17 protein-coding genes, 2 tRNA genes and 1 rRNA gene are annotated in these 22,021 nt (G+C 62.9%); 6 read left to right on the top strand and 14 right to left on the bottom strand.

The features are described from left to right. Positions 1–70 precede the first annotated feature (70 nt). From F4Y72_12700 to F4Y72_12690, 3 genes are all read right to left on the bottom strand, one after another. A tRNA-Ala gene (locus F4Y72_12700) sits at positions 71–146 on the bottom strand. A 62-nt stretch (positions 147–208) separates the two neighbouring features. Continuing rightward, a tRNA-Ile gene (locus F4Y72_12695) sits at positions 209–285 on the bottom strand. Positions 286–456: 171 nt separating this feature from the next. Then, positions 457–3,234: a TonB-dependent receptor gene (locus tag F4Y72_12690; protein ID MXZ29143.1), complete on the bottom strand. Its 2,778-nt coding sequence runs from the start codon at positions 3,232–3,234 to the stop codon at positions 457–459. 153 nt (positions 3,235–3,387) lie between these two features. On the opposite strand from F4Y72_12690, the gene F4Y72_12685 reads away from it, so the two are divergent. From F4Y72_12685 to F4Y72_12670, 4 genes are all read left to right on the top strand, one after another. Continuing rightward, positions 3,388–5,562, top strand: coding sequence for a redoxin domain-containing protein (locus F4Y72_12685; GenBank protein MXZ29142.1), 2,175 nt, complete (start codon positions 3,388–3,390; stop codon positions 5,560–5,562). A gap of 111 nt (positions 5,563–5,673) precedes the next feature. Next, positions 5,674–6,540 carry a DUF4437 domain-containing protein gene (locus F4Y72_12680; protein MXZ29141.1) on the top strand — a complete coding sequence of 289 codons (867 nt, stop codon included), beginning with the start codon at positions 5,674–5,676 and terminating at the stop codon, positions 6,538–6,540. A 49-nt stretch (positions 6,541–6,589) separates the two neighbouring features. After that, complete coding sequence (locus tag F4Y72_12675; protein MXZ29140.1) at positions 6,590–7,585, top strand: LLM class flavin-dependent oxidoreductase; 996 nt, start codon at positions 6,590–6,592, stop codon at positions 7,583–7,585. Next, positions 7,582–9,183, top strand: coding sequence for an NAD(P)/FAD-dependent oxidoreductase (locus tag F4Y72_12670; GenBank protein ID MXZ29139.1), 1,602 nt, complete (start codon positions 7,582–7,584; stop codon positions 9,181–9,183). Before F4Y72_12675 ends, F4Y72_12670 begins: the two co-directional genes overlap by 4 nt. Here F4Y72_12670 and F4Y72_12665 read toward each other — a convergent pair. The 7 genes from F4Y72_12665 to F4Y72_12635 are packed head-to-tail and all read right to left on the bottom strand — an operon-like array spanning position 9,170 to position 17,201. Continuing rightward, positions 9,170–10,288 carry a hypothetical protein gene (locus F4Y72_12665; protein MXZ29138.1) on the bottom strand — a complete coding sequence of 373 codons (1,119 nt, stop codon included), beginning with the start codon at positions 10,286–10,288 and terminating at the stop codon, positions 9,170–9,172. The two genes, F4Y72_12670 and F4Y72_12665, sit on opposite strands and share 14 nt — an antisense overlap. 17 nt (positions 10,289–10,305) lie before the next feature. After that, entirely contained in the window at positions 10,306–11,967 is a 1,662-nt protein-coding gene (locus F4Y72_12660) for a GH3 auxin-responsive promoter family protein (protein MXZ29137.1), read from the bottom strand. Beyond that, positions 11,964–12,932 carry a sterol desaturase family protein gene (locus F4Y72_12655; protein MXZ29136.1) on the bottom strand — a complete coding sequence of 323 codons (969 nt, stop codon included), beginning with the start codon at positions 12,930–12,932 and terminating at the stop codon, positions 11,964–11,966. Before F4Y72_12655 ends, F4Y72_12660 begins: the two co-directional genes overlap by 4 nt. Further along, the gene (locus F4Y72_12650) at positions 12,887–13,714 is read right to left on the bottom strand and encodes an ABC transporter permease (GenBank protein MXZ29135.1); all 828 of its coding nucleotides are present in this window, start codon (positions 13,712–13,714) and stop codon (positions 12,887–12,889) included. Before F4Y72_12650 ends, F4Y72_12655 begins: the two co-directional genes overlap by 46 nt. Positions 13,715–13,724: 10 nt before the next feature. Further along, positions 13,725–14,939: an ABC transporter permease gene (locus tag F4Y72_12645; GenBank protein MXZ29134.1), complete on the bottom strand. Its 1,215-nt coding sequence runs from the start codon at positions 14,937–14,939 to the stop codon at positions 13,725–13,727. Positions 14,940–14,961: 22 nt separating this feature from the next. After that, the gene (locus F4Y72_12640; protein MXZ29133.1) at positions 14,962–16,077 is read right to left on the bottom strand and encodes an ABC transporter substrate-binding protein; all 1,116 of its coding nucleotides are present in this window, start codon (positions 16,075–16,077) and stop codon (positions 14,962–14,964) included. Positions 16,078–16,106: 29 nt separating this feature from the next. After that, positions 16,107–17,201, bottom strand: coding sequence for an ABC transporter ATP-binding protein (locus F4Y72_12635; protein ID MXZ29132.1), 1,095 nt, complete (start codon positions 17,199–17,201; stop codon positions 16,107–16,109). 163 nt (positions 17,202–17,364) lie between these two features. Here F4Y72_12635 and F4Y72_12630 point away from each other — a divergent pair, with 163 nt between their 5' ends. Together F4Y72_12630 and F4Y72_12625 are read left to right on the top strand one after the other, a co-directional pair. After that, on the top strand, positions 17,365–18,492 hold the full coding sequence (locus F4Y72_12630) for a YcnI family protein (protein ID MXZ29131.1): 1,128 nt from the start codon (positions 17,365–17,367) through the stop codon (positions 18,490–18,492). 54 nt (positions 18,493–18,546) lie between these two features. Further along, positions 18,547–20,052, top strand: coding sequence for a PepSY domain-containing protein (locus F4Y72_12625; protein MXZ29130.1), 1,506 nt, complete (start codon positions 18,547–18,549; stop codon positions 20,050–20,052). Here F4Y72_12625 and F4Y72_12620 read toward each other — a convergent pair. From F4Y72_12620 to F4Y72_12605, 4 genes are all read right to left on the bottom strand, one after another. Beyond that, positions 20,049–20,864, bottom strand: coding sequence for an SDR family NAD(P)-dependent oxidoreductase (locus F4Y72_12620; GenBank protein ID MXZ29129.1), 816 nt, complete (start codon positions 20,862–20,864; stop codon positions 20,049–20,051). The two genes, F4Y72_12625 and F4Y72_12620, sit on opposite strands and share 4 nt — an antisense overlap. Before the next feature lie 3 nt (positions 20,865–20,867). Then, the gene (locus F4Y72_12615) at positions 20,868–21,386 is read right to left on the bottom strand and encodes a DNA-deoxyinosine glycosylase (GenBank protein MXZ29128.1); all 519 of its coding nucleotides are present in this window, start codon (positions 21,384–21,386) and stop codon (positions 20,868–20,870) included. 76 nt (positions 21,387–21,462) lie between these two features. Beyond that, a complete protein-coding gene (locus F4Y72_12610) occupies positions 21,463–21,759 on the bottom strand; it encodes a DUF1330 domain-containing protein (GenBank protein ID MXZ29127.1) in 297 nt (98 codons plus the stop codon). Positions 21,760–21,958: 199 nt separating this feature from the next. After that, positions 21,959–22,021, bottom strand: a 16S ribosomal RNA gene (locus F4Y72_12605); the annotation flags it as partial.

Raw genomic sequence — 22,021 nt, 5'->3', positions numbered from 1 at the left:
GCCTTGTTTTGCAATGGAACAATCCTGTTTGTAAAAGTGCGGCGCGGCGATAAGGCCACGCGTTTGAATCTGGTGGAGCTGATCGGGTTCGAACCGACGACCTTCTGCTTGCAAAGCAGACGCTCTCCCGGCTGAGCTACAGCCCCGGGGGCGGCGGAAAGGCCGCGTGAAGGCCCGACCACTCCGATTATCTGGATCTGCCCCAGCCTGGTGGGTCTGGGAAGATTTGAACTTCCGACCTCACCCTTATCAGGGGTGCGCTCTAACCAACTGAGCTACAGACCCGCGCACGAAGCACGCTCATATGCCGGCCCGCCAAGGACGGGCGCGCACAAGTTGCGTGCCGTTGTAAAAGAACTAAATCCCCGACGTGCCCATACGCCGGAGGATTTGCAATTGTAGGCGAAATCCACCCGTCGTCAATACCGTACCGCATTGACGGCCTCACGTCCGGATCTACAAGTCGAACTCCTTGACTACGTCGAACACAAACACGCGGCGTCGGAAGTCCACCCGCGAGGAGTCCACGCCCTGGAAACTGTCAAAGAACGGGAAATCCTTGTCGAAGACGTTCTCGACGCCCAGCGTAAAGCGCCAGCCCGCGTCGTACAGTTGGTAAGTTCCCTGAACATCCACTGTGGTGTAGCTGCTTACATCGCGGCGAACCGCCTGTTCGTCGGTGTTCTCGTAGTCGGAAGAATGTCGGACGGTCACGCTCGCCTGCCAATTCCGCCAATCCCAGTCCAGATAAACATTGGCTCGCAGTTCCGGCGGACCCCGGTCTGTGCCCTGCCGTGCCAGCGGTTCCAGTCCCGGTGCGGCCGTTTCCTCGAGCGTAAGCGTCCGCGTTGCCTGCATACCGGCCACGAATTCTCCGTAATTGGTGCTGAAATTCATCCGCACCTCCACGTCCACGGACTCGTTGAGGCTGCCCGACAGGTTGCCGTCCTGATTCGAAAGCAAAACCAGTACGCCGCCCGCATTGCGCTCGACCAGCCCCGGGAACAGATTCACATTTTCGATCGCGAAAGTTCCCGGGAAGCCCAGGGCGTCCCAGATGCTGCCGATCTTGTCGGTGAAGTCGGTCCGGTTGTAGTTCGCGGACAGGTACAGCCCCGGCACGTTTGGCGGCGAAACTTCGAAACCGAAACTGATGTTGTCGGAAACCTGCGAATTCAGATTCGGATTGCCTCCCAATGCGATAACCGGGAAAACCGGAACAAAAGGGCCATCCGGATTCAGCGGATCGAAAATCCTGAAAAACGGCGGCGTGTGAGGCGGGTTGAGAAAGCTGGGAGGGCTGAACAGTGACTGCAGCGTGGGCGCCTGAAAGGCTTCGCCCCAGGTTCCGCGAATTTTCAGATACTCCACCGGATACCAGACCAGACCGATTTTCGGTACGAAGTCACTGAAAGTGCGGGTTCTGTTGGGATTTTGGGGACCGTCGAACGGACCGTCAATCTCGTATTTGTCATAGCGCCCGTTCAGGTTCAGGTTGAGCTGATGAATGCCGGGTCTTCCCTGCGCGATCGGAATCGAAAACTCGGCAAACCACGCCGTGTTGTCCGATTCCGGAACGATGTCCGGCGCGTCAGGGAAGCGGAACGTAAAGGGGTTGAGTCCGAAGTCTTCAAAATCGAGCGTGTCGGTTCGCATCTCGCCGCCCACGGCAAATCGCAACTCTCCGGCGGGCAGTTCAAACAAGGCGCCGTCCGCGTTCAGGGAAATTACGTCCTGGGACTGCGTGCGATTGCCCCGGTCGTCACTTCCCTGAAACTGCATGAGGTTGTCCAGTTGCGCGGAGCCGTCGCCAAAGGGGTTGAACGCCGTAGCCTGATCCGGGCTGGCGAGCGCCTCCAGGAATTTCAATCCCTCCGGCGACCTTCTGTCGGTGTTGAAGGTATTGAAGTAGGTGTTGTAAAGGCTTTGCTCGCCGGTGCTGTAGCCAAGCCGGGCCTGCCAGTCGCGCACCGGCAAATCCCAATTGATGCGGGCCGACAGGTCGTGGCGGTCTGACTTGGTGTAGCGCACGAAAGGAAGCAATTTGCCCTCGGAGATTTCGCGAGCCAGGCTGTAGGCGGCGTGAACGGTCTGGCCGAAGTTGTTGTAGTAGTTGCTGGGGGGCACGTTGCCTCTGAAGGATTGCCCATGGGAAGTCTGCGAGTCGTCCTGCTCGCTGTACATGCCGCTGAAGTCAATGGACAGGTTTTCGCCCAACTGTTGCGTGAAATTCAGATACGTAGCCAGATGGTCGCCGGAGGGGGTGGCCTGGTCGGGGCCCAGCAGTGCCGGGCTGGTGGGGACTCTTTCAAAATTTCCGGATTGAGTTTCCCATTCCTGATTGCTTACATAGACGATGTCGTCGATGTTTATGTTGGTGCCGTCCCCGGGAGGAAGAACTCCCACACGGGTCCCGGGCGGCGCGTTGGGAGGGAATGGACCAAACCTGAGGAGCAGGGCGGGCTGGCCATAGGTGGCGGCAAAACGCCTTCCACCTTGCTCGCGGTAGTCACCGTCGATGTCAATGCCGGCATCGGCGGCCAGCACCGCGTCTTCCTCCCAGAAGTTGGCCGATGCGGTAAGCGAGCCCGTGTCCCAGGTCAGCCCCAGGGTCTGTTCCACCACCTTGCGGTGGCCTCCCGAACTGCTGTTCTCGTAACGCACGGTGGATTCCGCGCCCCGATAGTCCCTTCTCAGAATAAAGTTCACCACGCCGCCCACGGCATCGGAGCCATACACGGCGCTGGCGCCGTCCGTCAGGACTTCAACCCTTTCGATAGCGCTGAAGGGGATCGTGGAAACGTCGGTGAAGGTGCCGTCTTCGGCCGGGGAAGCGGCGATGCGGTTGCCGTTTACAAGCACCAGCGTGGATCCTTCACCCAGACCCCGCAGGTTGATCGTTACCAGCCCCTGCGCGAATCTCGGAGAACGATAGTCGAAGCTGCCCCCGGCGGTCATCGTCGAGTAGTTCTGCGGAATGTAGCGGATGATGTCCTCGATGTCCTGCAGGCCCCGTCGGTCGATTTCCTCCCGGGTAAGCACGAATACAGGCGACGCGCTAACGCCGCCGCGCAATCGGCTGCCGGTTACGACCTGGGGCGCCAGTTCAAGCGCCTCGTCCGCAGTTGCTTCGTTCGAGGCGTCATCCGCCTCCTGCTGCGCCAGTCCAACCGCCGGTGCGGCGAGAACGAGAAGAAGGACCGCCAAGCGACGGTTTGCTACGTGATCCAGCATGATTTGCCCCCATTTGTCAGAGTGACCTCGCGGTCAGCCGTGAAACCGAACGCGATAGAGCCCCGCCTCTTGATTTTAGCTAATGACAATTCAACTGCGATTTTGGGTAAGTAATCGAGGGGGAGTTACACTACTTGTGCGGGACTGACGGCATTGGCGCAGGGGATTATGGAAATGCTTACCGGGAAAACGATTTTCGCCACTCTCATCATTGCGGGCGGGTGTCTGGCTGCGGCGTCTTGCGCGCCGGAAGCCGCCAATGACGGACCCACGAGTGAAGCAGTTGCAGCGTCGAAGGCCAGCTATGAAGAAGGCCAGCGCGCGTTTCGGGAGCGCAACGCCGCGGACGCTGTCACACACTTCCGGACCGCGATCGAACTCGACCCCAACAACACCCAGGCGCACCGGATGTTCATCTTTGCGTCTCAGGACCTCGGCAGATCGGAGATCAGCGCCGAACTGGATGAAGAAGAGCGCAATGCGGCACTGAAAGCCACCGCGGACGAGTCCTTTGAGAATCTGCTTGCTCTCTACGAGGAGTGGTCACGGGATTCGTCCGATACCGCCGCTTACAAGTGGGCAATCGGCCAACTCTACATGTATCGGGACTACGACAAGGTCCGACAGTACACCAATGAAGCGCTCGCCCTGGATCCCGGCCTTTCCGACGGCTACAGCACCCTGGCGCTTATAGCCGATGTCAGCGGCGACAAGGAACTGGAACTGGAGTTGTTGGAGAAGGCGGTGGAAGCAGCGCCGGACAGCCCCGACAAGGCGTTCTACTACGCGGCATCACTGCACCAGGCCGACCCGGCGTTGTGGCGGGAAAAGTCCCTTGAAGTTGCCGAGCGGTTTCCCGAGAGCGAGCGAGGCGCACAGTCGCTCTACTGGCTCGCCTACCGTACCGGGGACCGTGATGAGCGGATTTCCATTTATGAGCGCCTGCGCACCACCTACCCGCCCGAAGAATTTGATTGGTCCGGATCCGGAATGACGCAGCTGGCGAACCTGTACTCGGAGTCGCAGCCGGAAAAGGCGCTCGCCCTGGCCGAGCAGATGGTCGCGGCGACGGCCGAAGAACCGGATGGCTGGAGCGCGACGCACTGGAACGAGCGGCTGGCCTTACAGCAAAACGTGATGAAGGCCGACGAACTGATCGCCGACGGACAGTTTCAGCAGGCCGTGGAGTTGCTGCAGGACGCGACGATTCCACGATTCGTCAATGCCAACGTGTTCCATGAAACCTGGGCCAGGGCGCTGGACGGCGCAGGCCAAACCGTAGATGCCTACGAGTATCTGCTTCCGCTGGCGGCGAAGGAGCCGACGGAAAGGGTGCGTGGGGCGGCATTCTTTTACGCGGAGAAACTCGAAAAAGACGAAAAGACCGTCCGAGCAGACATCAGAAATGTGCTGGAAGAGGACGCGGAGGAAATCATGGACTACTCCTTTGAGCGGTACGACAACGGCGAGCGGGTGTCGCTTTCGGATTTCCAGGGCAAGGTCGTGCTCCTGAACTTCTGGTACCCATTCTGCGGGCCGTGTCGGGGCGAGAATCCTGAGCTGCAGAAGGTCCTGGAGAAGTACGGTCCCGAGGGGTTCGAGATTCTTGCGCTCAACGTACACCCGGAAGAAGACGAGTTCGTCCTGCCCTACGCTACCGGCAATGGATTCGATTTCATCCAGTTGCGAAGCGATATGGAGTTTGCCCAGTCGGAGTTTCAGGCCCGGGGTATGCCGACGAATTTCCTTCTCGATATCGAAGGCCGAAAAGTCCTCAGACTCCCGCCGATCGCGGGAACGCAAGTCAGGACACTGGAACTCCAGATCGAATCGCTGTTGCCCGAAAAGAGCGCGGCAGGCGGGCTCGTTTTGGACGCTGTGTCGCCGGGTCCCGAGCAGGCGGAAGTTGAAGCACCCGGTCATGCCGGCGTAATCGCGTCCGTCAATCCCGGGAAGTTGACGGCCGGGGCGCAAGCCCTCATGAAGATCGAGTTGGAACTGGTCCCCGGCACGCACGCAAACTCGGACTCGCCAAGGGATTCCGCGTTGATTCCAACGACGTTTTTCCCCGATTCGGTTGAAGGCGTAGTGTGGGAACAGGTGATCTACCCCCGGCCGACCGAGGTGATCGAGTGGTACTCCGTGGATCCGCTGCCGGTTTTTGAGGATGGCGCCGTGATCCAGGCTCGGCTGAGCGTCGATGAAGATGCCGTTCCCGGAAAGCTTGACGTATCGGGTCAATTGCGCATTCAGGTTTGCGACGCCGACTATTGCTATCCGCCGGAGCGCGTACCGGTGACGGCAGCCATTACCGTTATCGGCCAGTAATCCTCCAGCCTGGAAACAGGTTCCTGATCAATCATCCGGCGGCGCCGGGCATTGCTGCCCGGCGGGCAAATCTGTGGCATTCTTGCTTTCCTGAAGTTTCGGGAGGACGCAATGGCAAGGCCCCACATCGAATTTATCCAGTCGCAGGCCGTGCCCTGGCGCGACGACCTATGGAGCGGCCGGTTTGACGGAGCGGAAGTAAAGATCCTGAGCGAGGACGACGAGACCGGCGCGGCCAGCACGATGGTGCGTTACCCGGCAGGCTGGTCGCGCACATCTACCGAGCACGTAAGCACCGATGAAGAGTTGCTGGTGCTGGACGGGGACCTCGAAATCAACGGCGTCGAGTACGGCGAACTCTGTTATGGCCACATCCCGGCCGGTCACACCCGGCACAGCGCATCGAGCAGGAATGGCGCCGTAGCTCTCACTTTCGTGTCCGGCGTGCCGGAGACTTCGGCCGGCGAAGGGCCGGACGACGACGACGAGCGTTTCGTGGAGAAGGTGGACGTGCTCGGCACGAAGCTGGACACCAGTCTGCGCGAGCTCGGCGTTGACGTGGACGAGGGCGACGGGATGCTCGACGGGTTCCGCAAGTTTTCCCGCATCATCTGCCGCGAAGATCCGCATACCCATGACCAGACGTGGGTGCTTTCGGCGCCCCCGCTGTGGCGCAATGACGTGATCGAGATTCACCCCGTGGTGGAGGAGATGTATCTGATCACGGGCGACCTGACCGGCGATACCGGCCTGATGAAACCGGGCGCGTATTTCTGGAGGCCGCCCGGCATGCCTCACGGCCCGTTCGGCTCCAAGACCGGCAACCTGCTGTTCTTCCGCACCCAGGGAGGACCGCTGTCAACCGACTTTCAGCCCGGCGAACACCTGTTCAGTTGGGACGCCAAGCTGAACCCGGTGCTCCCGCCGGAATTGGCCGATTACTCCCCGAAAGTCGAATCCGAAGCCGCGTATTACTAGACGCCCGGCTCCTCCAGAGCTTTCGACGTTCGCGTGCCCGGAATGAACCATGCGTTTCGGCCTGCGACTGATCGAGTACCTGGGTCCGGTACCGGAGCTGGTACGGCTGGCCGTCACCGGAGAAAAGGCCGGTTTCGACAGCGTCTGGTTCCCGCACGACACCTTCATGCGCCACACCTGGGTGACGACTTCCGCGGTCGCAGCTGCAACCGAACGCATCCGGATCGGATCGGTCGGCACAAACCCTTACACCACACATCCCGTGGAGCTCGCCACGTACGCGGCGACGCTGGACGAGCTTTCCGGCGGGCGTTTCATTCTCGGCATGGGCCTGCACACGCTGGACATGATCGGCTGGGCCGGCGTGGACGCCACCGATTACCTGCAGCGCCACCGCGAAGCCGTGCACCTGATCCGCGGCCTGTGGCGCGGGGAGGTCATGGAATACGACGGCGAGGTGTTTCAGTGGGGCCCGGAGTGCTATCTGCGGTTCAAGCCGCTACGCCCCGACATTCCGATCTACCTGTCCGCCTTCGGTGAGGACTTCCTGCGCCTGAGCGGCGAAATCGGCGACGGCAGCCTGCCGATGATCACACCTCCAGCGTCGGCCAGGCAGATGATCGCGCCGATTCGCGAAGGACTGGCTGCGCGTGCAGATCCGGCGCCCGACTACGTGGTGTCCGGCTGTGGCTGGCTGTCGCTCTCCAGGGAGAAGGCCGCGGCTTCGGAAGTCATGAAGAACCTGGCCGCTTATTTCGGGCCGTATCTCGAGGACCGTGCGCTGCGTACGATCGGGTTCGGAGCCAGTGATTTCGCCCCGTTGCGGGAGCTGGTGGACGCAGGGCAAATGGAGGCGGCGCGCGCGCGTGTCACACCGGACATGCTGCGCCTCGGTATTGCCGGAACGCCTGCGGAAGTCATCGACCAGATCCATGAGCTGGCGGACGCCGGCGTCAACGAGGTGAACCTGGGCGGTCCCCTGGGTCCGGATCCGGAAGAAGCGATTCGCCTAATGGGCGAGGAGGTCATTCCCGCCTTCAGGTGAACGCGCAAGACGACGTTCTCATTCTGGGTGGCGGCCACAACGGTCTCGTCTGCGCCTGCTACCTGGCTGCCGCCGGAAAGCGCGTGCGCATAGTCGAGCGCCGGAGCATCGTGGGCGGCGCGGCAGTCACCGAGGAATTCCATCCCGGTTTCCGCAATTCGACCGCGAGCTACACCGTGGGATTGCTGGACCCCCAGATTGTCCGCGACCTCAAGCTGCACGAGTACGGTCTGCGGATCGTCCCGCGACCGATGGCGAACTTCCTGCCCTTGCCGAACGGAGAATCCTTGTCCATCGACAACGATGACGCGGAAACGGCGCGGGAATTCGCCCGCTTCTCGCCGCGCGATGCGGAAGCGCTCTCCGACTTTCGCGCCATGATCCGGGACATCGGCAACATCGTTCTCCGGCAGATGCACCGTCCGCCCCCGAACGTGGGCGGCGGCCTCCGCGATTGGGTCCGCGCCGCCCTGGCGGGCAACGACGTCACGCGACTCAGTATGCGCCGGCAGCGGCAACTGGCGGATCTCTTCCTGACGCCGATAGCAGACCTGTTGCAGAGTTGGTTCGAGAACCCGCACATCCAGGCGGCTTTCGCCTTCGACGCCGTGGTGGGCAACCACGCCTCGCTGCACGAGCCGGGAACCGCCTACGGGCTGCTGCACCATGCATTGGGTGAAATCGCAGGCCGCAAGGGCGTGTGGGGACACGCGATCGGCGGAACGGGCGCTATTACCAAGGCCATGCTCGCACAAGCGCGTGACCTGGGCGTCATCGTGGAGACCGGCGCCGAAGTCGTGGAGGTGATAGTGGAGGCCGGCCAGGCACAAGGCGCCGTGCTCGCCGATGGCTCTGTCCGCCGCGCCAAATCGATCGCCGCCAATCTGGCGCCGAAACTGCTCTACCTGGAGCTGATCGACAGCAGCGAACTCGATGCCGATTTCCGCGGCCGGATCGAACGAACCCGCACGGAATCGGCCGTGCTGCGCATGAACGTGGCCCTGTCGGAACTGCCCGAGTTCAGCTGCAAGCCGGGCGCCGGAATCCAGGACCACCACGGCGCCGGCATTGTCATCGCCCCGACCCTCGACTACATGGAGAACGCGTATCTGGATGCGCGGCGCGGAGACTGGTCCGAGCATCCGGTGATCGAACTGCTGATCCCATCGACCGTGGACGGCACGCTGGCGCCCGAGGGCAGGCATGTAGCCAGCCTGTTCTGCCAGCACTTTCCCCGCCATCGGGACTGGCAGCAGCGCCGCGAAGAAGCCGCCGATACCGTGTTTGCCGCCGTGGACCGCGTCGCCCCCAACTTTAGCCGTTCGGTGATCGCCCGACAGATACTCACGCCGGCCGATCTCGAACAACGCTTCCGCCTTCCCGGCGGCGACATCTTTCATGGCGCCCACACGCCAGGCCAGTTGTGGAGCAACCGCCCGGTAATGGGCCACGCCGCGTACCGCGGACCGATCGCCGGTCTTTATCACTGCGGCGCCGGAGCGCATCCGGGCGGCGGCGTAAGCGGCATCCCGGGGCGCAACGCGGCGCGCGAGATCCTGCGCGACCTCAGGAAGCGCGGGAGGATCAGACGGGGGTGAGTTGAGCTTCGTTAATCCGTAGCCCGAGTCCGGACCGTGTGATGTCGAGGTCGTTTTCCGCGTTCAGTGTTCCGCCGGCGCCGAACATCAGGCAGGGCTCGGTCAGGTCCTGCTCCAGCAGAAGTGTGCCGAAGGCGCCTTCCGCGGCGACAAGGGATTGCCGATACTCGTTCATCACCGCCAGCGAGGCGCGCGTCAAGATGCTGGTCTCGCCCACCTGGGCGCCCACGATAAGGCCGATCCCCCGCCGCGTTGCCTCTTGCGCCAATTCCAGCGACCGAGTGATTCCGCCCATCTTGGACACGCGGAGATTGACGATCCAGCATTCGGGATCGTCCAGCGCCTTCAGCTGCCTGGCGCGAACCAGGCTTTCGTCCAGAATGATCCTGACCGCGCATTCCCGGGCCACCTGTCGAAATCCTTCCAGGTCTCCGCTCTGCAACGGCTCTTCGACGGCGAAGACAGGCGCGTCCAGGGACTTCAGGTAGCCGACGGCGTCGGCCGCGTCCTGCCACAGGTTGTTGGCGTCAAGCCGAATCCGCAGATCGGGGTCGCCGTGACAGGTCAGCAGCGCCAGTTTGCGTCGGTCCTTCCCCGCGTCGCCGGAAACCTTGACCTTGAAATCGCGAAAGCCCATTCGCCAGTACTGTTCCGCCTGCTGCTGAAAGGAAGAAAGTGACGCATCGCCTAGGACAGCCGAGTAGCTGAACGTACCGCTCAAGCGGGAAATGCCGAGCAATCCCTCGACGGGCTGCTGCTCAATCTTGCCCAACAAGTCCAGGACCGCGATCTCCAGCGCGCAGAAGGCGGCGGGGTTCGCGTCGATTTCATCGCCGTGTGTTCGGATCCATGCGCACAGCCCCTCAAGGTCCTCAACTTGCCGAATCAATGACGGCTTGTGCTTCTCGATGAACGCGGCAGCGGACTCTACGGTTTCGCCGGTCACGTATTCGCGCGGGCAACCTTCGCCGTAGCCGGTTTGTCCTTCCGCTCCCCGGGCCGCAACTATGACGTTGGCGGCTTTCGAGCGGCTTGCCGATGCGTGCCGGAAGACCAGCCTGAACGGCACGGGGAAGCGCCGGACATCAACGCTTTCGATACGCATGGACGGCCGCCGGGCCTTCAGCCCGGTTCCGCGTGCGCGCTGAAGTCAAACGGGCATTCGTGCGCGTACTGCAGGTGCAGGTACTTGAATTGCGAGTCGCGCTGTCCGGCGGCTACCCGGTCGGCGCGGAATTCCCCGCCGGTTCCCGGGCGCAGCTTTTTGATTTCGACCGGGGACAGCCGGCCGCTGCCGCGCTTGCCGTCGTATTCGATATTCGCCTCGCGCAATCCGCGGTCCACCGCGTTGGCCAGGCCCGACGAATCAAACGGCTCACGCCTGGAGGCTTCCAGGTAGAGCGTGTACGCCGCCTCCTCCTGATCGGCCAGCATGACGAAGAACTTCGGCGAAACGCCCAGACGGGCCGTCGCCGCCATCACGGTATCGAGCACCTGCTTCTCGTAGAGTTTCTCGCCCGTAATGCTGGTCACCCCTTTGCCTTTTTGCACGAACTCAAGGCAGGGCGTTGCGTTGATCATTCGCGTGACCTGCACGATATCGTTCATGTCGTAGCGGTACAGGCCGTCCTGGGTGGTGACGAAAACGTAGTATTCGCAACCCTCTTGCAACTCGTCGAGCAGAAGATAGTCCCTGCCGCCCGCCTCCCGGGCCTCGCGCTCGACAAACTCGAAGAAGTTGTCCAGCAAGGTCGGTACACAGACATTTTCGGCCGCATCGATATTGACCGTGCCCTGGAATTCGCTGGCGATGTAACCCAGTTCGATGATCGAAGTCCCGGCCGGAATGGAACCGGCCAGCCGGCGAAGGGGAACACCGCAACTGCCGCCGGTCCAGGTCATGATCCCCTTGAGGTTGGGCCAGATTGCCGCGTAGTCCAGCCCGCCGTTGGCCGCGAGCAGGCCCTCCAGCTCGCGCGCCCTGCCGCGATCGGGAGTCAGCGTGATTTCGGCGGGCAGGTCGGCGCCATCGGGCAGTCGGCCCTCGTGGACTGCCTCGATCAGTGCCTCCGGCTCGCTTTGGATCAGGTCGAGGATACGCACCAGCGTAGAGGGATTGGCCGTCCCTATGCCGGTCACGTTGCGCTCGGCAAGCGCAAAGGCCGCGGTAGCGAAGTAGCGCAGATCGTAATCCTCAATGTCCGCGACTTCCGGAGGCAATACGTATTTCCTGCGCACCATTTTCGACATCCGCTTGTACAAGAGGCCCGAAGCCGAGCCATAGGGCACGCCGGACGGCATCAGTCCCTCCACCGCCTGCCCCGTGATCCCCAGCACCCGACCTTCGAAAGCCCGGGTCCCCCGGGCCACCGAGTAGGCGAACAGCTGCTGGTTCTCCTTGACCCGCCCGAGTCCGGCGCTGGTTACGGGAATGTCCTTGGCCGATCCGAGAGTGCCGCTGGTGCGATGGTAATAGACCGGCCGGTCGGCGGTCAGGTACGGCTCTCCCGTGCGGTCCTGAACCTCCACGTACTTGCGCAGATCCTCGTAGGTCTTTGCGGGAACCGCTCGCCGATACGCCCCCGGGTTCCGGATTTGCCTGAAATTGTGGCGGGCTCCGAAATGCGTGTTGGCGTTGGTGACCAGGATCCGGCGCAACAGCGCCTCTTGTGCTTTACGCGGGTTCCCGGTGGCATTGAGCAGCGACTGATACCGGCCGTCGAACCGGAGCGACAAGGCGGCGCGCAGCGCTGCGTACTTGAGCGGCGGGCGTTCTTTGGTCACTGGTCGCCGGCAGCGCTTTCAATGTCCGGCATGAAGGGAGTTCGCATCTGCGCCCAGAACCCCATCGGATATGCGCGGTTCACCAGGCCCAGCGGCCCGACCTCTCGTTCCTCGGGCAGGAACCGGGTGCCGAACAGCAGGTCCCACACGATGAGGTTGTTTCCGAAGTTGTTGTTGGATTCCTCCGGCAATTCGGAGTGATGCCAGCGATGAAGCTCGGGCCCGGCTATCAGGTAATTCAATGGACCCAGCCGCACCAGGCAGTTGGAATGCTGATAGAAGCCGTTGACGGCGTAGAACACGAAATACGCCGCCAGGACTTCGCCGGAAACGCCGACCAGCGCGAACGGCAGTGCGTCCAGGCAGTACTGGATGGCCTTCTCCAGCGGATGAAACCGGCCGACGTTGACCCAGTACAAGCGGTGCGGCGAATGATGCACGGCGTGCAGCCGCCACATCGGTGAGAACTTGTGGAAAGCGCGATGCAGCCAGTAGCGCCCGAAATCCGCCGTCAGCATCATCAGCGCCGCCTGCGCCCAAACCGGCCATTGATGTGGCCAGAAATCCGCTGCGACGAGACCCTGGGCGCGCAACCAGTCCGCCAGCTCCACCACCAGCGTAACGCTCAGGAGCAGGGGCACGCCGATCTGCACCGCGCCCAGAAACATGGCGTCAACGCCTACCTCCGGCGCGGCCGGCTTCCAGTCGCGCCGGTACGGAAGCTTGAGCTCGTGCCAGGTGATCAGAATCGCTCCAAGCAGCACGGCTGCGTATGCGCTCAGCGAGGTGATCAGGCCCAGCCGGGAGAAGCCCGCGAACGACGCGCATGCCAGAGCCATGACGATCGGGTAGGCCGAGGCGGCCAAAAGCGTGCCCCGCGTACTCATGTGTCTCATGTGTTGCCTTCGGTCACTAGGCACTAATGTACCGATCTTTGCTCGGAAGCGGTACGATTCCGCAACCATTCCACCGTCAGCAGGACCACGACGGCGAAGGCGATCAGAAAAACGGCCAGGGCCAGAATCGCGGGGCTGATCTGCTCGCGTATGCCGGCCCACATCTGGCGCGGTATCGTGCGCTGCTCCAGTCCGCCAAGGAAAAGCACGACGACGATCTCGTCGAACGATGCGGCGAACGCGAACAGGCCTCCGGAGAAGACGCCCGGGGAGATGAGCGGCAACTGGATCCGGAAGAAGCGCCGCATGGGACCGGCGCCGAGACTGGCGGCCGCCCTCAGGACCGTGCGGTCGAACCCGGCCAGCGTGGCGGTAACGGTGATCACCACGAACGGCGCGCCCAGCGCCGCGTGGGCAAGGATCAGTCCGGCATGCGTCTGTCCCAGGCCGAGACCCGAATAGAAGAAGAACACGCCCACCGCCACGATGATGATCGGGGTGATCATGGGCGAAATCAGCAGCGCGGTAACCAGTGTGCGCCCCGGCATGGACGGGCTGGCCAGGCCGAGCGCCGCCAGCGTGCCCAGGGTGGTCGCCAGCACCGTGGCGGCGACACCGATGATGAGGCTGTTGACCAATGCGCGGCGCCATGCCTCGTCCTCGGCGATGCTCTCATACCAGCGCAGCGACCAGGCCTCGGGATCCAGACGCAGCATCCCTTCGGTAAATGTGAAATACGGCTCCGCGTTGAAGCTCAGGGGCACGATAACTAGGATCGGAGCCAGCAGGAATATGAACCCCGCCACGCAGAAGGCATTGAAGCCGTAGCGGCCCATGCGCCTGCCGACCATTGCCCGCACCTCAGCCCAGCCTCATCCGTTCAATACCGATCGCCCGGCTGTAGACCAGGTACAGGGCCGTCACGGCTACCAGCAGAATGCTGCTGAGCGCCGCGGCCAAACCCCAGTTCAGCGAGGTCTGCACGTGATAGGCAATCTGGCTCGAAATCAGTTCGCCGGTGCGTCCGCCCACCAGCGCCGGCGTGATGTAGTAGCCGATGGCCAGTATGAAGACGAGCAGCGAGCCCGCGCCGATGCCCGGCAGGGTCTGCGGCAGATAGACCCGGCGAAAGGCCTGCAAAGGCGCAGCGCCCAGGGACACGGCGGCAGCCATGTGCGATCGGGGAATGGAGCGCATTACCGAGTACAGCGGCAGGACCATGAAAGGCAGCAGCACGTGAGTCATGGCCACAAAGGTGCCGGTCATGTTGTAGATCATCTGCAGGCGCCCGTCGTCGGGAACGAGGCCCAGGGACACCAGAAACCCGTTGATGACGCCCTGGCGTTGCAACAGGACGATCCACGCGGTCGTTCGCACGAGTAGCGAGGTCCAGAACGGGACCAGCACAAGCAACAGCAGAATCCTGCCGCGGGCGGGCGGCGCCGCGGTGATCATGTAGGCAATGGGATAGCCGATCACAAGGCACAGCAGCGTCACGCCCAGGCTGACCAGCAGCGTGCGCCACATCAGCGGCGTATAAACGCGTTCGTCCGCCGCCTTCGGCGCAATGCCGCCATCGGACCGTTGTTCAAGATCCAAAGCATGCAGGTAGTGGCGCAGGGTAAAGCGGGCGCCGGCTTCCCGAATCGCCAGCCAGGTTGCCGGCTCTTCCCAGTCGGAATCGATTCCGGCCAGGGTTTCCCGCCATGAGCCTGCCTGCCCGGCTCTCGCCAATCGCCGCGCCGTGCGATTGAGAACGCCCCGCATCCCGCTCTGCACGCGGTTGACGGCCCCGGCGACACGGGCCAGTTCGGGACGGTTTTCGGTAAGCGCCGCCAGCTCGCGCGCCATGGCGGCGAAGGCATCCTCGGACGGAAGTCCCTCGCCGGTCCAGTCCCTGAGCTCCGCGATCGTCTGCGGCAGGACCCGGGCGACTTCCGGCTGGTACGCGCTCTTGCCCAGCAGGGTTCCCAGGGGGACAACGAAGCTGACCGTAACGAAGGCCAGCAACGGCAACACCAGGGCCAGCGCGCCCAACCGGGGCGCCGTCGCCGACAAATTCAGAATGCGCTTCAAGCCTTGGGGTCCGGACCGGCGGCTAGCGCGCCAGCCAGGCGCTGAAGCGTTCGTACACGTCGTCCCGGTTTTCGCTCCACCAGCGCCAATCCAACCGAACAGCGCGTTTCATGTTCGCCGGTGAGGTGGGCATGTGCGGCTGCATCTCCACGCCGGTGGCGAGATGGCGATCCACCAATGCGCGAGGCGACTGGCGAACCGGGCCATACGAGATGTACTTGCTGATATTGGCGATCGACTCGGGTCGGTTGGCGAACAGAACGAACTGCCTGGCCGCCTCGAAACGGGGCGTTCCGGCGACGATCGCCAGAAAGCCGCTGTCCAGCGCCTGCCCGTCCCACACGATAACAAAGGGCTGGTTCTCCAGCACTTGCGCGTTGAATATCCGGCCGTTATAGGCGGTGCTCATGATGACTTCGCCATCAGCGAGCAGTTGCGGCGGTTGGGCGCCCGCCTCCCACCACACTACCTGATCCTTGATCGTATCCAGTTTGGCGAAGGCTCGATCCAAGCCCTCGGAAGTCGCCAGCACAGAGTAAATCCTGTCCGGCGCCACACCGTCGGCAAGCAATGCGAATTCGAGATTGACGAAAGGCGAGCGTCGCATGCCGCGGCGGCCGGGATATTTTTCAAGATCAAAAAAATCGGCGATGGTTTGTGGCGGCGGCCCGGTCATGTAATTCGAGTTATAAGCAACTACCGTCGAATAGAAAGTCACTCCGGATCCGCACTCGGTAACGTATTCGCTCGGGTAGTCGTCCTCGGGCGCCTCGCCGTTCACACCGTCAGGCAACTCCGTCACCTCCAGCAGTTCGATCAGGCCCTCTTGACAGGCCAGCCAGCCATCCGGCATCTCCATGTCCACCACGTCCCAATGCACCGCTCCGGCATCGACCTGGGCACGAACCTGGGCAAGCCCGCCGTTGTAGTCCTCCAGCAGTATCTCGATGCCGGTTTCGTCGGTGAACGACTCGTGATAGGCCTGCTGGCAGGCGCGCGCATACGAACCCCCCCAGGACACGACCGTGATGGCCTCCGCCAGCGCGGCGCCGGCCGGCGCCAGGCAGGTGACGAACAGACAGAAGCCCCATACCGACGGCGCCTTCCCCCGGAATCGACCGGAAAAACCAATACTCATTACGCTACCCCCTTCTATTGCAACAGGTGTCAAAGGGCCTCGGCCTCCAGGGCCCGGCAGTCAAGCGCGCCCCAGCCGATCCGGACCGAATCTCCCGGCAGGATGCCGCCATGCCCCACGATATTGGGAATCTTGGCGATGAAATCCGAACTGCCGCAAACCTCCAGCCGGACGCGCAGATGATCGCCGAGAAAGCTGATGTCCTCCACCAGCGCGTCGAACTCGTTCGAATATTGCATCGACAGCGGCGCGATGTTGACTCTCTCCGGGCGAATGGCGACCAGCGTTTCGCTGCCCGGAGGCAGGTCGGCGATGTGGGCGGCCTGCAAACGCTGCTCCGCTACTTCCACCTCGCACACTCCGCGCTCCACCGACACGATCCGCCCCTTCAACAGGTTGTTCTCGCCGATGAAGCTGGCCACGAAGGGCCTCTGCGGTTCCTCGTACAGGACTTCCGGCGTCGCCACCTGCTCTATGCGGCCGGCCCGGAAGACGGCCACGCGGTCGGACATCGCCATGGCCTCCTGCTGATCGTGCGTGACGTACAGCACCGTAACCCCGAGCTGCCGCTGAATGCGCCGGATTTCGTACTGCAGTTGCTCGCGCAGGCGGCGGTCCAGTGCGCCTAGCGGTTCGTCCATCAGCACGAGTTCCGGCTCGAACACCAGCGCCCGGGCAATGGCCACGCGCTGCTGCTGTCCACCGGAAAGCTGGTTCGGCCGGCGGTCCTCAAAGTCTTCCAGGCGCACGAGCTCCAGCGCGCGCGCGACGCGCGCGCGACGCTGTTCGGCGTTCAGGCCGCGCACTTCCAGGGGAAAGGCCAGGTTCGCGCCCACGCTCATGTGGGGGAACAGTGCGTAATTCTGAAAGACCACGCCAATGCCCCGCTTGTCCGGCGGCAGGCCGGCAACCGAGACTCCGTTGATGCGGATGTCGCCGGTGGTTGGCGGTTCGAAGCCGGCCAGCATCATGAGGCAGGTCGTCTTGCCCGAACCCGACGGGCCCAGGAGCGTCAGAAACTCGCCGCGATTCAACACCAGGTCGAGATCGCGCACGACCCAGTCGGACTCCGTGTAGCGCTTGTGCACTGCGAGGTATTCGACGTGCGGGGCTGGCTGGTTCATTGCGCTTTCAATCGATTCCTGTCGGTGTGGCGGCCCCGAAATCGGGCGGCGTCATTGTGAAAGACCGCTCAGGCAAAAGCAAACCGGATCGCCGGCAGACCGGAGAACCCTAGCCGCGCGGGGAGTAGCTGAAGATCTTCGGGTTTCGTTTCCGCCGGCGGATATGCAGACCAAGCAACAGAATGAACGAGGCGAGAACGAGGTGAAAGAAGGCCGGCAGCGACTTCGCGAACCAGGCCTGATCGGCCAGAATGGTCAGGCCGGCCAACCAGCGGAAGGCCATGACGGCAAAGTAGGCGCCGCCGAAAACAAGACAAACCCGGTACTTCCACGGCCTTGCCCTTATCGTGCCGTTTCGCACCCTGTGCAGCACAAAACTCATCAGCCCGACAATGCCGAACTGGCTGGCGAGCAGGACCGGGTAGGGCAGCAAGCCGGTATGCCAAGCCTCGAATTCGGGAATCCAGTCCACGGGGAAAAGCGCCTGCAGCAATTGTGCGCATACACGCAGGACGAACAGAGCAGTCAACATGCTCATCAGTACCAGCGTAAGCCGGCTGCCTTTCATTCAACCCCCGTCTTGAATCCCCCCAAAGCTTACCAGCCGCCCGGAAAACGGCGAAGCCGGAGCAGAATCCTGAGGAGTCCGTGTACCTTGCGCGAGAGGTGCGCCCCGGGAGTTTCGGGTATCTTCCCTGACCGGGGCACCAGGAGACAAGCGGAGGGCAATGCGATGAAGAGATCACTGGCGAGGCTGGCGGCTGTGGCCGTTCTGGCCGGCTTGAGCGGGACGGCGCTGGGGCACGCCTATGTGCATATGACCCACATGCCGGCGGGCTGGTTCCATGATGTGGAGGTGCGGGTCCCGCACGGTTGCGGATCGGATCCAACGACCGAGGTGCGGGTGAAGATCCCCGAAGGCGTCATGCGCGTGACTGTCGCGCATGATCCTGAATGGAAGGCCGAGACGATCATGCGCGAACTCGATCCGCCGATTGAAATGGGCGAAGGTTACGAGATCAAGCAGACTGTGGACGAGATCGTGTGGACCGGGTCCGAACTGCCGACGCGGCGATTCGGACGCTTCATGTTCCGCGCGCTCCTGCCGGAAGAGCCCGGCCGCATCCTCTGGTTCAAGACGATCCAGCGTTGCGGCGAGGACAAGGAGCTGCGCTGGGACCAGGTGAAGACCGACGACAGCCAGCCAATGGGAGTATTCCTGCGCGTGGTGCCGGACTCCTCCCCGTTCGTGGTACTGACCGAGCCCGAGCGCTCACAATACGATTTCTGATCCTGAAGCCAAGCAGGGTGCGCTTGTCGTGCCCCGAATGAGGCCAGCGATGCAATGAGTCGCAAAAGGGGACCGAAGCGGCGAACGGCGTTGAATCGGGCGCTGCTGACACTGCACAAGTGGGCGGGGCTTGCCGCGGGCGCGTGGCTGCTGGTTCTGGGCGTCAGCGGCATTCTGCTCGATCACGACGAGTGGCGCTGGCAGCGGCAGATGACCGTTCCGGAATCCTGGCTCTCCCCGCGAGTGGCGCGGCTGCTGCCGGCCACGGTCATGCGTTACGTTGCGGTGGACGAAGCACGGCCGAATCGGTGGCTGGGCGGTTCCGAGCGCGGCCTGTGGCTGACCGAGGACGGCGGCGAGAACTGGCGCGACGTTTCCTTTCCCGGGGGTGAAAAGCCACAGGTGCTGCGCTTCGTTCGCCCGGGCGACGGCAGCCTCGAAGGAATCGTCGTGGCCACCGACGACGGGTTGTGGCGAACAACCGGACAGGGCATGGGCATCGAGCGCTTCGCACTGAAGGGGACGCGCATCGGCAGCCTTGCCCGCGGCAGCCGCCCGGATGAACTGGTCGGGGTGGTGGGCCATGAAAGCGTTTTCCGCATCAGCCGCAGCGACCCCTCCCGGATTGAATGGCTCAATCTGGATCGGGTCACGGTGACGGGACTGCCGGAACAGGTCAGCGTCTATGACTTCGTCTTCGACCTTCACTTCGGCTACGGAATCTTCGGCCGCACGGCTTCAACGCTGATCAATGACCTGGGAGGCCTGGCGATGGCGGTCCTGGCCGTCAGCGGCTTTTTCTACTGGTTCCTGCCGTGGCGTTGGCGGCGCCGGTCCGGACCGGGACCCCGGGTGCGCCGCGAGACACACCGGTGGCTGTACCGCACCCATGCCACCGTGTTCGGCCTTCTGGCGCTCATACCGATCGTTTACCTGAGCGTGACCGGAATCATCCTGGATCACGTTGTCGGCTTCGGAAACTGGGCGCGGGACGTGCCGATGGATCGCTCGTCCCTGACGCCCGTCTATCAGTACCGGTCGCTCGGCGAGGAACTGGATCAGGTCGTGGCGTATCCCGGGGAGCCACGGCGGCTTAGCGTCAGCACCCGGCTCGGGCTGCTGCATACGGACGACGGCGGCAGAACCTGGGACGCCGACGTTGATACCGGCGGACAGGGCGGCAACCTGTTCCGCGTAGGGGACCGCGTGTTCTTCAGCAATAACCGCGGAATGCACCTTCAGCGGCGCGACGGCGAAACGGAATGGTCGCAGATCAACGGTCCGGCGACCATGATCAGCGACGGCGTATTGCTCGATTCCGCCGTCTATCTGAAGAACAGCAGGGGTTTTTACATGGAGCTGCCGTCGGGCTGTTTCGAACTGACGGACATGAAGTCACCGCAATTGTCGGGCGCCACTTTCTACCTGTTCGTGGTGGACGTGCACACCGGCAACATCATTCACGAGCAGTTCAAGTGGGTCAACGACCTCGTGGGCGGGCTGGCCGTGCTGCTGGTGCTGACAGGCCCCGTCCTCTGGTGGCGCTGGAAGAGCCGTTAGTCCCAGGCCTTCTCGGGATTGCGGAAGCGTTCGATCTGCCGTTGCTCAAAAGCGCCGGGGTCCGCCAGGATCGTGTCGCGCATTTGATCGGCGCCCAGGCCGGCAAAAATATGCCGCTCTCCAGCCTCGAAGGCATCGAACACGTCCCTTGCGTGTTCTTCCGGGGTAAGCAACGTGGGAATGTCGCGGGCCGACATGCGGGTTCTGACGCCGCCGGTATAGACGCCGGCGATATCCACGCCGGTCCCGTCGAGGTCGGCGCGAAGACCCATGGTCATGAGGGCCTGCGCGCCCTTGGCGGCGCAATAGCTCGCGTGTGACGGGAGGCAGAAAATCGCGCCGATGGACAGGATGTTGATCACGCCGCCCTCGCCGCGTTTCACCATGTCAGGCAAATACAGCCGGCACATTTCGATCGGCGAGAAGCAATCCGTTTCCATCACCTGACGCGCGTCGTCAAGACTGCTAGCGCGCAGGAAGCGCCGCTCATCCTCGTTCTCGCTGCCGGAAATTCCCGCATTGTTGATCAACAGGCTGGTATCGCTCGTCTGCCCGGCGACCGAGCGGCGCTGCGCGTCATCGTCGATATCCAGGACGAAACCGGTGATCCGCGACGGATCCAGGTCCACGACGGCCGGCAGGCTGGAGGCGTCCCGCGCCGTGGCGTACACCCTGCTCGCGCCCCTCTCCAGCAGCACCTTGACGAAACCCAGGCCGATGCCCCGGTTGGATCCGGTCACCAGCGCCACGCATCCTTCAATCTTCACAATAATTGCCTCGCAAGAATTCCAATCAAATCGTACTCTGCGGATCGGCTACGAATCCGAGAGCGCAGCGTCCAGGAATTGCCGCCACTGCCGAGCCTTGGCCTCCAGCGGCATGGCGGCATAGGCCGGGCTGGATGAAGGCAAGCGGCAAAGCTCTATCTCGCCCGGAAACCCATTCAGCCAGGCGCCAAAGTGCCTGCGAAAGGATCGATGCGCCTTGCCGCCATTGCATCCCACGGCGCGCAGGCCGGGCAATTCGCCGAACAGCGCAGGCAGATCGTTCGGGCGCTCCTTCCGAATGGCGGTGTCGAGGCTGCCTCGGCGCTCGGCCGCCTTGAGCACGTCCCAAAGCGCAATGCGCTTTCGCAGCAGGAACGCGCATTTGCGCTCATACTCAAGGGGCGGCAAGTCCCGCCCGAAAACGGCCCCAAGCAGCGCCCAGAACTGGTTCTGCGGATGACCGTAATACTGGCCCCGGCGCAGCGATTCGTCGCCCGGCAAGGATCCGAGAATAAGCACTCTTGCGCGCGGATCGAAGATCGGGGGAAATCCGTGCTTGATCTGCATCGCCATACCGCCGACCCTTCAGGACAGCGCCCCCGAACAGGCGAAACGATACGACAGCCGGCGCCGACGCGGACCCTCAAGTGCCCTCGAACAGGCCCACGTCGTAGAGGCCGGTGTCGGCTCGCAGCGGCTTGAGCACTTCCTGGTACTCCTCGCTGTTCCAGAACGCCTTGGCGGCTTCCAGCGAAGGCCAGCGCGATATGACGCAGGGGCGCTGGCCCCACATCTCGCCCTCCAGGACCGTTTCCGCGGGACCGCGCACGATGTACTCGCCCCCGCAGCGGCTGGTCAGCTCACCGGCGCGCTTTGAATACTCGATAAATCCTTCGGTGCGCTTGTCCACGCGCGCCGCAACAACGATGAACGCAGTCATTCAGTCCTCCTTCCTTTCCGGGATGCAGTCGATTTCGGCGACCCGCGGGCAACGATAGCCGAACGGGCGCGGTTTCTACAAACCGGGTTGGAAGGGCGAGGATTCGTTGAGGGCGGGGCGCCCTCGCGCCCAGGGGAAAAACAGGCGACAAGCTTGAGTGTGGGAACCCGAGAACCGGTCCTTCAAAGACCGAGGGTTTTTGCTCTTAAAGGAGGTGATCCAGCCGCACGTTCCCGTACGGCTACCTTGTTACGACTTCACC

This window comes from Gammaproteobacteria bacterium, from assembly GCA_009838035.1.
Taxonomy (GTDB): domain Bacteria; phylum Pseudomonadota; class Gammaproteobacteria; order Steroidobacterales; family Foliamicaceae; genus Foliamicus.
The sequence above is the reverse complement of the archived record's forward strand: the minus strand, read 5'-3'. Positions and strand labels throughout refer to the sequence as shown.

Coding starts and splice junctions, on each gene's coding strand:
- F4Y72_12675 (MXZ29140.1), top strand. CDS start 6,590: ATGCGTTTCGGCCTGCGACTGATCGAGTACCTGGGTCCGGTACCGGAG.
- F4Y72_12610 (MXZ29127.1), bottom strand. CDS start 21,759: ATGACTGCGTTCATCGTTGTTGCGGCGCGCGTGGACAAGCGCACCGAA.
- F4Y72_12665 (MXZ29138.1), bottom strand. CDS start 10,288: ATGCGTATCGAAAGCGTTGATGTCCGGCGCTTCCCCGTGCCGTTCAGG.
- F4Y72_12640 (MXZ29133.1), bottom strand. CDS start 16,077: ATGAGTATTGGTTTTTCCGGTCGATTCCGGGGGAAGGCGCCGTCGGTA.
- F4Y72_12650 (MXZ29135.1), bottom strand. CDS start 13,714: ATGGTCGGCAGGCGCATGGGCCGCTACGGCTTCAATGCCTTCTGCGTG.
- F4Y72_12680 (MXZ29141.1), top strand. CDS start 5,674: ATGGCAAGGCCCCACATCGAATTTATCCAGTCGCAGGCCGTGCCCTGG.
- F4Y72_12690 (MXZ29143.1), bottom strand. CDS start 3,234: ATGCTGGATCACGTAGCAAACCGTCGCTTGGCGGTCCTTCTTCTCGTT.
- F4Y72_12615 (MXZ29128.1), bottom strand. CDS start 21,386: ATGCAGATCAAGCACGGATTTCCCCCGATCTTCGATCCGCGCGCAAGA.
- F4Y72_12630 (MXZ29131.1), top strand. CDS start 17,365: ATGCAGACCAAGCAACAGAATGAACGAGGCGAGAACGAGGTGAAAGAA.
- F4Y72_12635 (MXZ29132.1), bottom strand. CDS start 17,201: ATGAACCAGCCAGCCCCGCACGTCGAATACCTCGCAGTGCACAAGCGC.
- F4Y72_12655 (MXZ29136.1), bottom strand. CDS start 12,932: ATGGTTGCGGAATCGTACCGCTTCCGAGCAAAGATCGGTACATTAGTG.
- F4Y72_12625 (MXZ29130.1), top strand. CDS start 18,547: ATGAGTCGCAAAAGGGGACCGAAGCGGCGAACGGCGTTGAATCGGGCG.